The sequence below is a fragment of the Dactylosporangium sp. CA-052675 genome (genome assembly GCF_050947935.1).
Taxonomy (GTDB): Bacteria; Actinomycetota; Actinomycetes; order Mycobacteriales; family Micromonosporaceae; genus Dactylosporangium.
Genome location: NZ_CP192010.1, coordinates 10,170,189 through 10,184,899 on the forward strand (window position 1 = coordinate 10,170,189; position 14,711 = coordinate 10,184,899).

The following is a 14,711-nucleotide window of genomic DNA, read 5'->3' on the forward strand; positions in this document are numbered from 1 at the left end:
CCCTTGTCCGGCGCCTCGGTGTGGCGAAGCCTGGACACCATGACACGGGGGCGTTTCGGGGCCGCGATGGTGGCCGTCGCGCTGCTGATCGGTGGGGTGGTCTGGTTCTGGTGGTCCCGCTCGGCAACGGCCGCCGGGTGTTCGGCCTCGGCCCCGAGAGACGTCGGCGCGCCGGTGGCGAACTCGTTGGTCGTGGCGGAGCAGGGGCTGAGCAAGGTCGGGCCGTGGACGTTCACCGTCGGGGCGATCGTGGCGAACCGTGCGACCGGGCCGGCCGCCTACCGGGCGACGGTGACCTTCAGGCTCGTCGACGCCGCGGGGCGGGAGGTCGCCGCCCTCGCGCCGCGGTCGGTGCCCGTCGTGCTGCCTGGAGCTGGGTTGCCCGTCGGGGCCGTGATGGATGTGCGGCCGGAGCAAGGCGGCGCCGTCGCGCGCGTCGACGCGGTGGTTGGAAGTGGGCGTTGGGTGAAGGTCGAGCGGTACAACCCCTTGTTCCACCGGTATGACGTGCTCGCCGAGTCCGACGGGCCGAGTCCGCCCGACTTTCTGATGCCCGCCAACCTGGCAACGGTGCCGTGTCGGGGGCTTTCCGCGACCGGGGGCGCGATCGTGTACCGCGATGCCGGCGGGGCGATCGTCGGGGGCGAGGCCGTTGCCTACAACGGTGAGTACTGCGCCGGCACCCACGCCGGGGATCGGGTCGCGGGGCGGCACGTGCCGGACGGGATCGAGGCGCGCCGGACGCAGATCGCGGTCTACTGCGACGTCGGCTAACGGCGGAAGGCCCACCACTTGCTCAGCTGGTAGTTGATCAGGGGGGCCGTCACGATCAGGACGGCCTGCGCCACCAGGACCGGGACGTGCACCAGCTCCACCAGCAGCGGCAGGCCCGCGTACGTGAAGAGCAGCGCCCACAGGCAGATCACGTAGAACTTCAGGAAGCCCGCAACCACCGGGCCCTTCGACCGGAAGACCCAGCGGCGCTGCAGCGGATAGGTCGCCAGCGCGCAGCCGAAGTTGGCCAGGACCGGGATGACCAGGTAGTGCAGGTGGTCGCGAGTGGTCAGGTAGATCGCGGTGAACAGGGCGTAGTACACCGCGGAGGAGACCGCGCCGACCGCCACGTATCGCACGCGGCGGTCGGTCAGGACTCGTTCTACCGTCGTGGTCACTTGGGGCAGGCCGCGGCCGGGTGCGGGGTTCGGCGCACCGGGCGGTACGACTCGACCGCTCTGATGACGAGGTCGATGTCGTCGTCGTCCATGCCGGCGTAGAGCGGCAGGCGCAGCAGGCGGTCCGCCACGTCCTCCGTCACCGGGCAGCCGTCGGTGCGGCCGTACTTCTGGCCGGCGGGCGCCAGGTGCAGGGGCTGGTAGTGGAACGTCCCCAGCACGCCCTGCTCGAGCAGGTGGCCCAGCATCGCCGAGCGGCTCTGCAGGTCGGGGAGCAGCAGGTAGTACAGGTGCGCGGGGTGGGTCCGGTCCGACGGGACCGTCGGCTGGATCACGCCGTGCTCCACGGCCCACGTGGCCAGGCGATTGTGGTAGCTGTTCCACACGTGCAGCCGGCGGCGCTGGATCTCCGGGAAGTGCTCCAGCTGGGCCGTCAGGAACGCGGCCAGGAGGTCCGAGGGCAGGTACGAGCTGCCGAGGTCCATCCAGCGGTACTTGTCCACCATGCCCCGGAAGAACTGGCCGCGGTTGGTGCCCTTCTCCCTGATGATCTCGGCACGGTCGTAGAAGCGGTCGTCGTTCAGGATCAGCGCGCCGCCCTCGCCGCAGTGGACGTTCTTGGTCTCGTGGAAGCTCTGCGTGGCCAGCTCGCCGATCGAGCCCAGGTTGCGCCCGCGGTAGGTGCCGCCGAGGCCGTGGGCGTTGTCCTCGATGACCACGAGGTCGTGGCGGCGGGCCACGGCCGTGATGGCGTCCATCTCCGCCGCCACGCCCGCGTAGTGCACGACGACGATCGCGCGCGTGCGGTCCGTGACGGCCGCCTCGATCAGGCGCTCGTCGATGTTCAGGGTGTCGGCCCGGCAGTCGACGAAGACCGGGCGGGCGCCGCGCAGGGCGTACGCGTTCGCGGTCGAGCAGAAGGTGAACGAGGGCAGGATGACCTCGTCGCCGGGGCCGAGGTCGAGCAGCAGCGCGGTCATGTCCAGGGCGTGCGTGCACGAGGTCGTCAGCAGGGTGTGCCGGGCGCCGATGATCTGGTTCAGCAGCTGGTTCGCGCGCTTGGTGAAGGGGCCGTCGCCGGTCATCGGGCCGTTCGCCATGGCCTGCTGGAGGTACGCGGGCTCGGCTCCGGTCAGGTACCCCTTGTTGAACGGGACGGCGAGTTGCTTCGTTGCCTTCAAAGCGCCTACCTAACGTCAGGAACGGGGCAGCTCGTACACCACGCAGACCCCGGACCGGAAGCGGAACTTCGCAAAGGTCGCAAGTCGCGGCGAAACGCTGCTCTGCGTTTCATCAACGAACAGCCACCGGACTCGGTAGCGATTGCGAAGAACGTCCACATTTTCGGGGCTCGGATCCGAGAACACGGCGTCGTTGGCGGCGAGCACCTCGGGCTTCCAGTACGGCACGGCGCCGGACCAGAGGCCCAGCTCGTCGGCGCGCTCGTGCGCGGTCGTGGAGAAGCCCCAGCCCTCGACGAGCATCCTGCGTTCGGAGTACGCCGTCATCGAGAAGTGGAGGTTGCTGCACCGCCCGTCGAACGGCAGGCAGTGCGCGTTGGTCGCGACCAGGTCCGCGGGGCTGGAGTGGTCCCGCAGCCAGCGACCCGCTTCCAACGTGCCCTGGCTGATGTACCGCGGGCTGCGCACCACATCCCGCAGGCCGCTCTGCCGCGACTCCGCCGCGATGAGCACGAAGTGCTGCACGCTGGTGTTCACGCCAAATCCCAGCAGCAACCCCAAAATCACGAAATGTCCGAAATGTCGGTTGCGAAGCGGCCGACATTTCGTCACCCCGTACGCCAGCCCGAGCACCAGCGCCAGGGCCGCGTACGGCAGCACCAGATCCCGGACGGAGCCGTTGCGAGGAATGCTGTCCCGCCCGAGCGACTGCACGACCTGGATGATGATCACCCCGGCCACGGCCGAGACCGTCAGTACCCGCCAGCGGGAGAGGCCCGCGACCGCGGCGATGCACAGGTACGGCCGCGCCGACTCGAGGAAGTAGCGCTGGGAGTCGCCGTCCTGGCCCAGCAGCATCGTCGCGGCCGCGCCCGCGATGCCGATGCCGAGCATCACGATCAGGGCCGGCGACGGGTGGCGCAGCCGTCCGATGCCCGCCCACATCGCGGCCCAGCACAGCACCGTCAGGCCGGCGAGCACCAGGAGCTTCCACGGAACCCGGCCGGCGCTGAAGCCCGTCGTCACCCCGATGCCACCGGTGGCCACGTCGGTCAGCGGCGCCAGCCGCGTGCCCTGGCTGCTGGAGCCGAAGAGCAGCACCTGGGCGGCCACGATCGCGGCGACGGTGACGCCGAGCGCGACCAGCGCGGCGCGGTGGCGGAACCGTTGGACCAGCACGAGCAGGGCGAGGCCGGCGGCGAGCAGGGGCAGGTAGGTCGCCTTGCCGCCGGTCACGCCCGCGAGCAGCACGGCGAAGAGCACCCACTGCCGCCGCCCGCCCGCGCCCTGGAGCAGATCGGCGAGCACGAGCAGCACCGGGACGAACAGCAGCGCGCCGAAGGTCTGGGTCGGGCCCGTCCATGCAGTCTGGCGCAGGTAGGCGCCGTCGTCGAAGCCGCTGAAGGCGAGGTCGCGGTAGAAGGCGTTGAGCTGCCACTGGTACGGGTTGGGGGCGAGCACGAGCAGCGTCATGGCGCTCGCGGCGACGCCGGGCCACCAGCCGCCGATGACCCGGCGGGCGAGCAGCGCGACGAGCACCGGGAACGCCATGAGCATGGGCAGCATCGACAGGCGCAGCAGCAGCACGTTGGGCTCGATGCCGGTCACCCAGCTCGTCGCGGCCATCTCGGGGTAGACGAACCAGTGGTACAGCAGCGGCTCGCCCTGTATCCACGGGATCGTCATCGGCATGTGGTGCTTGGCCTCGCCCACCAGCGCGAGGTGGAACGGGCTGTCGGTGTCGGGTGAGGCGTTGGCGGGGTAGCTCAGGCCGTACACCCGGAAGAACTTGACGCTCCAGACCAGCGTGATGCCCGAGAGCGCGGTCGTCGCCCACACCCACAGGGCGGTCGGGCGCTCGGCGTGCGGGTCGCGGCGCAGGTGCCGCCGCAGGCCCGGCGCGGCGGCGAAGAGCGCGACGGTGCCCAGCGGGAAGACCAGCACCAGCAGCGGGGCCCCGACGAGCCGGGCGAGGACATAGCAGAAGACCTCGCCGATGTACCCCACGACAAGCCCCGCGGCCACGTCACCGCCGAACCAGGACGGCCCGCCGCGCAGCAGCCGCCACCAGAGGGTCCCCGGGAGCGTGATGCCGAGCGCGACGTACAGCCCGAACAGCGCGGTGCTCAGGGGCGGGACGCGGTAGAACCACAGCACCGCGACCGCGGCCGCGAGCAGCAGGGCCGGGCCGGCGAGCCGCACGGGGAGCGCACCCTTGGGCGCCGCGCTCACGGGCTCAGCGGGCGCCCTCGTCAGCGTCTGCACAGCGGTGTTCAACGACCGTGCCGGTGAGGTGGGGTGCCCCTGTCCCCCGATCGTGTACGGCGATGTGCCCGTCGCCCGCCGAGAACGCCACGGTCGCGGGCAGCAGGATCGGGCGCTTGAACTGGACCGACACCGTGTAGGCCGCCGGCAGGCGGCCCTCGAGCGCGGCCAGGCAGCGGCCCTTGGTCCACATCCCGTGCGCGATGGTGGAGCGGAAGCCGAAGGCGCGGGCGAGGACGCGGCTCGTGTGGATCGGGTTGCGGTCCCCGGACGCGGCCGCGTAGTCGGTCCCCGTCCGCCTCGGCACGCGCCAGACGGCGGTGGGCCGCGGGGGTTCCGCCGACGGAGTTGATGATTTGCCGGACTTCTTCAACATGCGCAGATACGTCGACCGCCCGTGCCAGACGGGCTCGCCGGCGATCGAGGCGGTCGCGACCATGTCGAACTGCGTGCCGCGCTCGTGGGGGCGCAGCTCTTCGGCGCGTACCGACAGGGAGAACGCGTCCGAGGACGTCAGCGGGCGGAGGACCTCGATCGCGTTGGCCACGTGCACCACGCCCAGCACCGGGAACGGGAAGTCCGCGGCCGTCATGAGGGCGAGGGCGAGCGGGAACGCGAGCACGTGCGGGTAGGTCGCCGGCAGCTCGTCGCGCAGCCGGAACCCGCACACCCGGTCGTACTGCGCGAGGTGCGCGAGGTCCACGCGCACCTCGTCGAGGCGCAGCTCCCGCTCGGGGAGCGTGCTGCCGCTGGGCCGGCGCAGGGCGGCGGCGCGGTAGAGCGGGCCGAGCCGGGGCGGCGCCGCGAGGACCGTGGTCTCCATCAGGCCCCCAGGAGGCTCTGCCCGCACACCCGCACGACGTTGCCGTTGAGGCCGCCGGACGCCGGGTGGGCCAGCCAGGCGATCGTCTCGGCCACGTCGACCGGCAGGCCGCCCTGGGACATGCTGTTGAGCCGCCGGCCGCCCTCGCGCACGAACATCGGCATGGCCGCGGTCATCCTGGTCTCGATGAAGCCGGGCGCGACCGCGTTGATCGTGAGCCCGCGCTCGGCAACCGCGCCCGCGCTGGCCTGCACCAGCCCGATCACGCCGGCCTTCGAGGTGGCGTAGTTGGTCTGGCCGCGGTTGCCGGCGATACCGGAGACCGAGGAGACCGAGACGATCCGCCCGTTGCCGCCGAGCAGGTTCTCGGCGAGCAGCACGTCGTTGATGCGCTCCTGGCCGGCGAGGTTCACGTCGATCACGGAGGTCCACTGCGCCTCGTCCATGCGCCCGAGGGTCTTGTCCCGGGTGATCCCGGCGTTGTGCACGAAGATGTCCGCGTGCACGTGCCGCGTGGCGATGAAGTCGGCGAGCCGGCGCGGGGCGTCCTCGGCGGTCAGGTCCAGCTGCAGCGCGGTGCCCTTCAGCTCGTTGGCGACCCGCGACAGCTCCTCGCCGGCCGCGGGCACGTCGAGGCAGACCACGTGCGCGCCCTCGCGGGTGAGCACCTCGGCGATGGCCGCGCCGATGCCGCGGGCGGCCCCGGTGACCACGGCGGTACGGCCCACGAGCGGCTGGTCCCAGTCGTCGGGCACGTCCACGGTGGCGGGGCCGATGCGGATGACCTGGCCGGAGACGTACGCCGAGCGCCCCGACAGCAGGAAGCGCAGGGTGGACTCGGTCGCCTCCTCGGCGCCCGGCGCCACGTAGACCAGCTGCGCCGTCGACCCGCGGCCGATCTCCTTGCCGAGCGAGCGCACGAACCCCTCCAGCGCCCGCTGCGCGGTGGCCTCCCGGGCGCTCGTGCACAGCTCGGGCGGGCTGCCCAGCACGATCACCCGGCCCGACGGGCGCAGGGAGCGGATCACCGGGTGGAAGAAGTCGAAGATCGCGCGCAGTCCGGCGCTGTCGGTGATGCCCGTGGCGTCGAAGATGAGCGCGGCGGGCCGCTCGCCGTCGCCGATGACGGTCGGCAGCTTGTCGAGGATGTGCCGGGTCGGCTCGGCCAGGCGCCCGTCGCCGCCGAGGGTGACCGGCCCGAAGCCCTCCCCGGCCCGGAAACGGCGAAGCGTCGGCGGATCCGGCAGGCCGAGGCGTCTGACCAGGAACTTCCCGGCGCCCGAGTGGGCGAAGGTCGCGTAGCGATCGGTCATTGCGTGCCTCCCCAGTCACAACTCCGCGCGCTAACCTACTCACGAGTAGGGTAACGCCAGAATGCCCTGCCCCGTCGAGAAGGAGACTCCGATGGCCCCCTCGAATGCCCCCTCGGAACCCCCCGTCCGGGTAGCGGTCGTCGGCGGCAACCGCATCCCCTTCGCCCGCTCCGGCAGCGCCTACGCCACTGCATCAAACCAGGACATGCTGACCGCCGCCATAGACGGGCTCGTGGCCCGCTTCGGCCTCGCGGGTGAGCGACTGGGTGAGGTCGCCGCCGGTGCGGTGCTCAAGCACAGCCGCGATTTCAACCTGACACGCGAATCCGTGCTCGGCTCGCGGCTCGACCCGCGGACCCCGGCGTACGACGTGCAGCAGGCCTGCGGCACCGGGCTCGAGGCGGCGATCCTGGTCGCCAACAAAATCGCCCTCGGGCAGATCGAGGTGGGCATCGCCGGCGGCGTCGACACCACCTCGGACGCGCCGCTCGGCGTCAACGAGGACGCCCGGCGGATCATGATGGAGCTCAACCGGTCCCGCTCGCTCGGCGCCCGGCTGCGCGCGGTGAGCCGGTTCCGCCCGGCGCAGCTCAAGCCGGACATCCCGCGCAACGCCGAGGTGCGCACCGGGCTGTCGATGGGCGAGCACGCGGCGCTGACCGCGGCCGAGTTCGGCATCGGCCGCGAGGAGCAGGACGAGCTGGCGCTGGCCTCGCACCAGCGGCTCGCCGCCGCCTACGAGCGCGGGTTCTTCGACGACCTCGTCACGCCCTACCTCGGCCTCGCCCGCGACCAGAACCTGCGCCCGGACACGTCGCTGCCGAAGCTCGCCGCGCTCAAGCCGGTCTACGGGCGCGGCCCCACCGCGACCATGACGGCCGGCAACTCCACCCCGCTCACCGACGGCGCCGCCGTGGTGCTGCTGGCCTCGGAGGCGTGGGCGAAGGCGCGCAAACTGCCGGTGCTGGCGTACTTCGAGGCCACCGAGACCGCCGCCGTGGACTTCGTGAGCGGGCAGGACGGGCTGCTCATGGCCCCGGCGTACGCGGTGCCCCGGCTCCTGGCCCGCTCCGGGCTGACACTGCGGGACTTCGACTTCTACGAGATCCACGAGGCCTTCGCCTCGCAGGTGCTGGCGACCCTCAAGGCCTGGGAGGACCCGCGGTTCTGCGCCGAGCGCCTCGGCCTCGACGAGCCGCTGGGCGCGATCGACCGCGCGAAGCTCAACGTGAACGGCTCGTCCCTGGCCGCCGGGCACCCCTTCGCCGCGACCGGCGGCCGGATCGTGGCCACCCTCGCGAAACTGCTGGCCGAACGGGGCTCCGGACGCGGCCTGATCTCCATCTGCGCGGCGGGCGGCCAGGGGGTCACGGCCATCTTGACGCGCTGAAAGTGCTCCGGGCCCATAGCATCGTCGGCATGACCGTCCAGCCGACGATGCTGCGCCCGGCCACCCCCCGACCCGCCTGGCAGGTGGTCGTCGGCCTAGCGCTGGTGCTCCCGGCGCTGGTGCTGCTCATCACCTCCTACGTCGAGCCCGTGTTCTGGACCTTCAAGAGCTCGTTCAACCGGTTCAGCGGCCTGCGCACGCTCTCCGGCGGCGCGACGGGCGAATCCGTCGGGTTCGACAACTACCGCAAGGCCTTCGACAACGGGCTGGGCGGCGCGATCGGCACCACGCTGCTGCTCGCGCTCCTGCCACTGCTGGCCGTGCTCGTCGTCGCCCCGGCCGTGGCCTGGGCCGCCGAGACCACCGGCCGCACCGGCCGCTGGGTCGCCCGCGGCCTGCTGACCTTCCCGCTGGTCGCGTTCACGCCGTTCGGCATCGCGGTCGCGCACTTCGCCGACGGGCACTCCCAGCTCTCGGCCTTCTGGCTGGGCACCTTCGGCGTGGTCACGGCGGCCGCCGCCCTGCTCTACCTGGCCGCCTTCCGCAGCGGTCGCAGCCCGTGGCCCGGGGTGATCCTCGGCGGGCTGCTGGCCGTGCTGACCGTGCTCGGCCTGGTCCTGCAGGAGTTCGCGTTCGCGCAGGTGTTCCAGGAGGCCACGCCGGTTCTGCAGATGACGCGGTACGGCTTCGTCAACTTCAACTTCGGCGTCGCCACCGCGATCTCGTCGGTGCTGCTGGTGCCCCTGATGCTGCTGGGCGTCGCCGCGACCGTCCTGATCATCGTGACCAACCTGCGCTTCCAAGTCACCGGCCAGGTCACCGGCCAAGTCACCGGCGCCGTCCGCGAGCGGCGCGCCTGGGGCTGGGGCCCGCTGGGCGGCCTGCTGCTCATCGTGCTCGTCGTCACGCTGATCGGGATCTGGCCCTGGCTGAGCCGCATCACCGACGACAACGACAAGCTCCCGGCGACCTTCGCCAACACCTGGCTGCCGCCGCTGATCGCCACGCTCATCGGGGTGAGCGTGGCCGGGCTGGCCGCGTTCGGCATCAGCGGCCTGCGCCCCCTCGGCCGCTACAGCGAGCTGCTCCTGCTCCCGTTCGGCCTGTTCCTGTTCGTCGGGGTCGGGCCGCTCGTGCTGCGCGAGTACGCCGCCGGGGCGACCGCGGGCCGGCTCAACACCTTCCTCGCCCTCGTCCCGCCGTCGCGCGTGACCATCCCGGCGCTCATCCTGATGGCGATGCTGTTCCGCGGCCAGGCGCTGCGCCGCGAGGTGCTGCAGCAGGAGGGGCGGCCGGCCTCGTGGTGGTCGGTGATCTGGCCCGGGCTGCCGATGCTCGGGATCGCCTACCTGGCGACCTGGTTCGTGCAGGCGCAGGAGACGCTGTGGCCGTACGTCAACGGCACCAACACCCACCCGACCGGGACCTACGCGGTGATGATCGCGATGCGGCAGTACGGCCGCCACCTGGACGAGCTGCCGCTGGCCCGGCTCCTGCCGCTGCCCATGCTGCTGCTGTTCCTGGTGCTCGGGCTGGCGGCCCAGCTGCTGTACGCCGACCGTGTCGCCCTGCACTACGGGCGGCCCGAGCGTGATCACCCGCCGCGGACGTAGTCACAATGGAGGCGTGAAGAAAGCGCGGATTCCCGATGTGCTCGCCGCCCGTTACGCCTCACCCGAGCTGGTCGAGGTCTGGTCGCCCGAGGAGAAGGTCCGGCTCGAGCGCCGGCTCTGGCTCGCCGTGCTCAAGGGCCAGCGCGACCTCGGCGTGGCGGTGCCGGACGGGGTCGTCGAGGCCTACGAGCGGGTCCTCGACGACGTCGACCTGGTCTCGATCGCCGAGCGCGAGCGGGTCACCCGCCACGACGTGAAGGCCCGCATCGAGGAGTTCTCCGAGCTGGCCGGGCACGAGCACATCCACAAGGGCATGACCTCCCGCGACCTCACCGAGAACGTCGAGCAGCTGCAGATCCGGATCTCCCTCGAGCTGGTCCGGGACCGGATGGTGGCGACGCTGGCCCGGCTCGCGGCGCGGGCGAAGCAGTACGACGAGCTGGTCATGGTCGGCCGCTCGCACAACGTGCCCGCGCAGGCCACGACGCTCGGCAAGCGCTTCGCCTCCGCGGCCGAGGAGCTGCTCATCGCGTACCGCCGCCTGGACGAGCTGATCGAGCGCTATCCGCTGCGCGGCATCAAGGGCCCGGTCGGCACCGCGGCCGACCAGCTCGACCTCTTCGGCGGCGACGCGGGCAGTGCCGCCGGAAAAGTCGCCGAGCTGGAGCGCAAGGTGGCCGAGCACCTGGGCTTCCGCAGCGTGCTGACCAGCGTCGGCCAGGTGTACCCGCGCTCGCTGGACTTCGACGTGGTGTCCGCGCTGGCCCAGGCCGTCGCCGGCCCGTCGAGCCTGGCCACCACGATCCGCCTGATGGCCGGCTACGAGCTGGTCACCGAGGGCTTCAAGGCGGGCCAGGTCGGCTCGTCGGCGATGCCGCACAAGATGAACACGCGCTCCTGCGAGCGGGTCAACGGCCTCGCGGTGATCGTGCGCGGCTACCTGTCGATGGTCGGCGAGCTGGCCGGCGACCAGTGGAACGAGGGCGATGTGTCGTGCTCGGTCGTGCGGCGGGTGGCGCTGCCGGACGCGTTCTTCGCGGTCGACGGGTTGTTTGCGACGTTCTTGACGGTACTGGACGAGTTCGGCGCATATCCGGCGGTCGTGGCGCGGGAGCTGGATCGGTACCTGCCCTTCCTGGCCACCACCCGGGTCCTCGTCGCCGCCGTCGGCCGCGGCGTCGGCCGTGAGGATGCTCACGAAGCCATCAAGGAGCACGCCGTCGCCGTGGCGCTCGCCATGCGCGAAAAGGGCATCCAGGACAATGACCTCCTCAACCGGCTGGCCGGCGACGAGCGGCTGCGCCTGTCCACGGGCGACGTGCAGGCCCTCGTGGCCGACCCGTCGGCGTTCGTCGGAGCCGCATCGGCGCAGGTGGCGGCCATTGTGGAACAGGTTTCGGCGATCGTGTCGGCCAACCCCTCGGCGGGTGCCTACGTGCCGCCTCCCATCCTCTGAGCGTCGATCTTGGGCTTCTCGGCGGATCGGTAAGATGCGAGTCGGGCGATGTTCTCTAGGGCTTCGCCGCGTGGTCGTCCGAGCCGTGTGACACGGGCGGTGATCTGCGGCGGAGCCCCGCCCGGTAGGCTCGTGTCGCTCGCCCTCGAGCGCCCGACTCAACGTCAGGAGTGCCCCGTGGCCCGCGTCGTGGTGGACGTCATGCTCAAACCGGAGATCCTCGACCCGCAGGGTCAGGCCGTCGCGAACGCGCTTCCGCGTCTCGGCGTGGACGATGTCGCCTCCGTGCGCATCGGCAAGCGGATCGAGATCGAGTTCGCGGGCGCCGCGGACCTCGACCGCGCCCGTGAGATCGCCGACAAGCTGCTCGCCAACCCCGTGATCGAGGACTTCTCCCTGCGGGTCGAGGAGCAGCCCGAGCCGGCGGAGGTCGAGGAGCAGTGACCGCCCGCATTGGGGTCGTCACGTTCCCCGGTTCGCTCGACGACCGCGACGCCGCCCGGGCCGTGCACCTCGCCGGCGCCGCGGCCATCCCGCTGTGGCACGCCGACGGCGACCTCTACGGCGTGGACGCCGTCATCCTGCCAGGCGGCTTCTCCTACGGTGACTACCTGCGAGCCGGCGCCATCGCCCGCTTCTCCGCGGTCATGGACTCGATCGTGAAGGCCGCCGGCGAGGGGCTGCCCGTGCTCGGCATCTGCAACGGCTTCCAGGTGCTCTGCGAGGCCCACCTGCTGCCGGGCGCGCTCACGCGCAACCAGCACCTGCACTTCCGCAACCGCGACCAGGGCCTGCGGATCGAGAACAACACGACCGCGTGGACGGTCGGCTTCCAGCCGCGCCAGGAGATCGTCATCCCGGTCAAGAACGGCGAGGGCTGCTACATGGCCGACACGCGGACCCTCGACGAACTCGAGGCGGAGGGGCGGGTCGTCGCGCGGTACATCCGCGGAAACCCCAACGGTTCGCTGCACGACATCGCGGCGATCAGCAACGCAGCCGGCAACGTCGTCGGGATCATGCCCCACCCGGAGCACGCGGTGGAGGTGCTGACCGGTCCCTCGATCGACGGGCTGGGCATCTTCACGTCCGTGCTCGCTCACCTTGGAGCCCGTGTATGACCGCGGAAACGTTCGACACCGTCGATGAGGCCGCCAAGACTCCGGACGACGAGCAGCCCTATGAGGAGCTGGGTCTGCGGGAGGACGAGTACCAGCGCATCCGCTCGATCCTGAGCCGCCGCCCGACCACGTCGGAGCTGGCGATGTACTCGATCATGTGGAGTGAGCACTGCTCGTACAAGAGCAGCAAGGTCCACCTGCGCCAGTTCAGCGAGAAGGCCCCCAAGTCCGAGCTGATGCTCGCGGGCATCGGCGAGAACGCGGGCGTGATCCGCATCTCCGACGAGATCGCGGTCACCTTCAAGGTCGAGTCGCACAACCACCCGAGCTTCGTCGAGCCGTACCAGGGCGCGGCCACGGGCGTCGGCGGCATCGTCCGGGACATCCTCGCCATGGGCGCCCGCCCGGTCGCGGTGATGGACCCGCTGCGCTTCGGCGCCGCCGACCACGAGGACACCAAGCGCGTCCTGCCCGGGGTCGTCGCCGGCGTCGGGGGCTACGGCAACTGCCTCGGCCTGCCCAACATCGGCGGCGAGGTCGTCTTCGACCCCTGCTACCAGGGCAACCCGCTGGTCAACGCGCTCTGCGTGGGCGTGCTGCCGGTCAACCGCCTGCAGAACAAGGAGGCGCACGGCCCCGGCAACATCGTCGTGCTCCTGGGCGCGAAGACCGGGCGCGACGGCATCGGCGGCGTGTCGGTGCTGGCCAGCGCGACCTTCAACGCCGACGGCCCGGCCCGGCGCCCCTCGGTGCAGGTCGGCGACCCGTTCATCGAGAAGCTGCTCATCGAGAGCTGCCTGGAGCTGTACGAGCGGGACCTGATCGTCGGCGTGCAGGATCTCGGCGGCGCGGGTCTGACCTGCGCCCTGACCGAGACCAGCGCCTCCGCCGGCACCGGCATGGACATCAACCTCGACACGGTGCCGCTGCGCGAGGCCTCGATGGACCCGCAGGAGGTGCTGGCCAGCGAGTCGCAGGAGCGCATGCTGCTCATCGTCGACCCGGCCAAGCTCGAGGAGGTGCTGCGCGTCGCCGAGCGCTGGGGCGTCATCGCCACCGCGATCGGGACCGTCACCGACACCGGCCGGCTGGTCATCACCTGGAAGGGCGAGACCGTCGTCGACGTGCCGCCGGGGTCGCTGGTCGACGACGGCCCGGTGTACGCCCGGCCGATGCGCGAGCCCGCGGACCTCATCCTGCTGCAGGCCGACCGTGCCGAGACGCTGCCCCGCCCGCGCACCGGTGTCGAGCTGCGGGAGACCCTGCTGCGGCTGGCCGCCAGCCCGAACCTGTGCGACAAGAGCTGGGTGACGGAGCAGTACGACCGGTACGTGCAGGGCAACACGATCCTCGCCCAGCCCGAGAACGCCGGCGTGATCCGCATCGACGAGCAGAGCGGCCTCGGCGTCGCCCTGTCCGTGGACGGCAACGCGCGCTTCGCCCGCCTCGACCCCTACAACGGGGCCAAGCTGGCGCTCGCCGAGGCCTACCGCAACGTGGCCGCCTCCGGCGCCACCCCGCTCGCCGTGACCAACTGCCTCAACTTCGGCTCGCCGGAGGACCCGCAGGTCATGTGGCAGTTCGCCGAGGCCGTCCGCGGCCTGGCCGACGGCTGCGCGGAGCTGGGCATCCCGGTCACCGGCGGCAACGTCTCCTTCTACAACTCCACCGGCACGCAGGCCATCCACCCGACCCCGGTCGTGGGCGTCCTGGGCATCCTGGGCAACGTCGGCAGCCGCGTCCCGATGGGCTTCGGCGGCGACAGCGACCTGATCGTGCTGCTGGGCGAAACCACGGAGGAGCTCTCGGGCTCCGAGTGGGCCTGGGTGACCCACGAGCACCTGGGCGGCCTGCCCCCGCGCGTGAACCTGACCCGCGAGCGCATCCTCGCCTCGGTCCTGACCGAGGCCGGCGAGCGCGGCCACCTCTCCAGCGCGCACGACCTCTCGGACGGCGGCCTGGCCCAGGCCCTGGTCGAGGCCACCCTGCGCTACGACTGCGGCGCGAACATCAACCTGCCCGAGGGCCTGAACCCGTTCGTCGCCCTCTTCTCGGAGTCGACGGCCCGGGCCCTGGTGTCCGTGCCGCGCGGCCACGAGAAGGCGTTCACCGCCCTGTGCGCCCAGCACGGCCTCCCGGCCACGGTGATCGGCTCGGTCGACGGCCGCAGCCGCACGCTGGACATCCGCGGCCAGTTCACGATCGCCCTGGACGAGCTGCGCTCCGCCTGGATGGGCACCCTGCCGTCGCTGTTCGGCGAGGTGTCGACGGAGGCCCCGGCCTACCGCGCCCCCGCGCCGGAGTTCGACGGCGTCTTCGAGAAGGTCGAGGCGCCCGAGGTGCCGCACGCTCCGCTAGACACCGACGAAACCTGACC

12 protein-coding genes are annotated in these 14,711 nt (G+C 71.6%); 7 read left to right on the top strand and 5 right to left on the bottom strand.

Annotated features, from left to right (window positions below):
• Positions 1–39 precede the first annotated feature (39 nt).
• Complete coding sequence (locus ACQP1P_RS45815; RefSeq protein WP_433081341.1) at positions 40–774, top strand: hypothetical protein; 735 nt, start codon at positions 40–42, stop codon at positions 772–774.
• Here ACQP1P_RS45815 and ACQP1P_RS45820 read toward each other — a convergent pair.
• The 5 genes from ACQP1P_RS45820 to ACQP1P_RS45840 are packed head-to-tail and all read right to left on the bottom strand — an operon-like array spanning position 771 to position 6,754.
• Positions 771–1,172 (bottom strand): GtrA family protein, encoded by a 402-nt coding sequence (locus tag ACQP1P_RS45820; protein WP_433081343.1) that lies wholly within the window; start codon positions 1,170–1,172, stop codon positions 771–773. The two genes, ACQP1P_RS45815 and ACQP1P_RS45820, sit on opposite strands and share 4 nt — an antisense overlap.
• Positions 1,169–2,353, bottom strand: a complete 1,185-nt coding sequence (gene rffA, locus ACQP1P_RS45825) for a dTDP-4-amino-4,6-dideoxygalactose transaminase (protein ID WP_433081345.1) — start codon at positions 2,351–2,353, stop codon at positions 1,169–1,171. Before rffA ends, ACQP1P_RS45820 begins: the two co-directional genes overlap by 4 nt.
• Before the next feature lie 15 nt (positions 2,354–2,368).
• Entirely contained in the window at positions 2,369–4,585 is a 2,217-nt protein-coding gene (locus ACQP1P_RS45830) for a hypothetical protein (RefSeq protein ID WP_433081347.1), read from the bottom strand.
• Positions 4,586–4,589: 4 nt separating this feature from the next.
• Positions 4,590–5,441, bottom strand: coding sequence for a MaoC family dehydratase (locus ACQP1P_RS45835; RefSeq protein WP_433081349.1), 852 nt, complete (start codon positions 5,439–5,441; stop codon positions 4,590–4,592).
• Positions 5,441–6,754: a 3-oxoacyl-ACP reductase gene (locus ACQP1P_RS45840; protein ID WP_433081351.1), complete on the bottom strand. Its 1,314-nt coding sequence runs from the start codon at positions 6,752–6,754 to the stop codon at positions 5,441–5,443. The genes ACQP1P_RS45835 and ACQP1P_RS45840 overlap by 1 nt, the downstream gene beginning before the upstream one ends.
• Positions 6,755–6,845: 91 nt before the next feature.
• Between ACQP1P_RS45840 and ACQP1P_RS45845 the strand changes: the two genes are divergently transcribed.
• From ACQP1P_RS45845 to purL, 6 genes are all read left to right on the top strand, one after another.
• Positions 6,846–8,144 carry an acetyl-CoA C-acetyltransferase gene (locus ACQP1P_RS45845; RefSeq protein ID WP_433081353.1) on the top strand — a complete coding sequence of 433 codons (1,299 nt, stop codon included), beginning with the start codon at positions 6,846–6,848 and terminating at the stop codon, positions 8,142–8,144.
• 29 nt (positions 8,145–8,173) lie between these two features.
• Entirely contained in the window at positions 8,174–9,757 is a 1,584-nt protein-coding gene (locus tag ACQP1P_RS45850) for a hypothetical protein (RefSeq protein WP_433081355.1), read from the top strand.
• A gap of 13 nt (positions 9,758–9,770) precedes the next feature.
• Positions 9,771–11,213, top strand: a complete 1,443-nt coding sequence (purB, locus tag ACQP1P_RS45855) for an adenylosuccinate lyase (RefSeq protein WP_433081357.1) — start codon at positions 9,771–9,773, stop codon at positions 11,211–11,213.
• Between the two features lie 177 nt (positions 11,214–11,390).
• Complete coding sequence (purS, locus tag ACQP1P_RS45860) at positions 11,391–11,657, top strand: phosphoribosylformylglycinamidine synthase subunit PurS (RefSeq protein WP_433081359.1); 267 nt, start codon at positions 11,391–11,393, stop codon at positions 11,655–11,657.
• Positions 11,654–12,334 (top strand): phosphoribosylformylglycinamidine synthase subunit PurQ, encoded by a 681-nt coding sequence (gene purQ / locus ACQP1P_RS45865; RefSeq protein WP_433081361.1) that lies wholly within the window; start codon positions 11,654–11,656, stop codon positions 12,332–12,334. The genes purS and purQ overlap by 4 nt, the downstream gene beginning before the upstream one ends.
• On the top strand, positions 12,331–14,709 hold the full coding sequence (gene purL, locus ACQP1P_RS45870; protein ID WP_433081363.1) for a phosphoribosylformylglycinamidine synthase subunit PurL: 2,379 nt from the start codon (positions 12,331–12,333) through the stop codon (positions 14,707–14,709). Before purQ ends, purL begins: the two co-directional genes overlap by 4 nt.
• Positions 14,710–14,711: the final 2 nt, after the last annotated feature.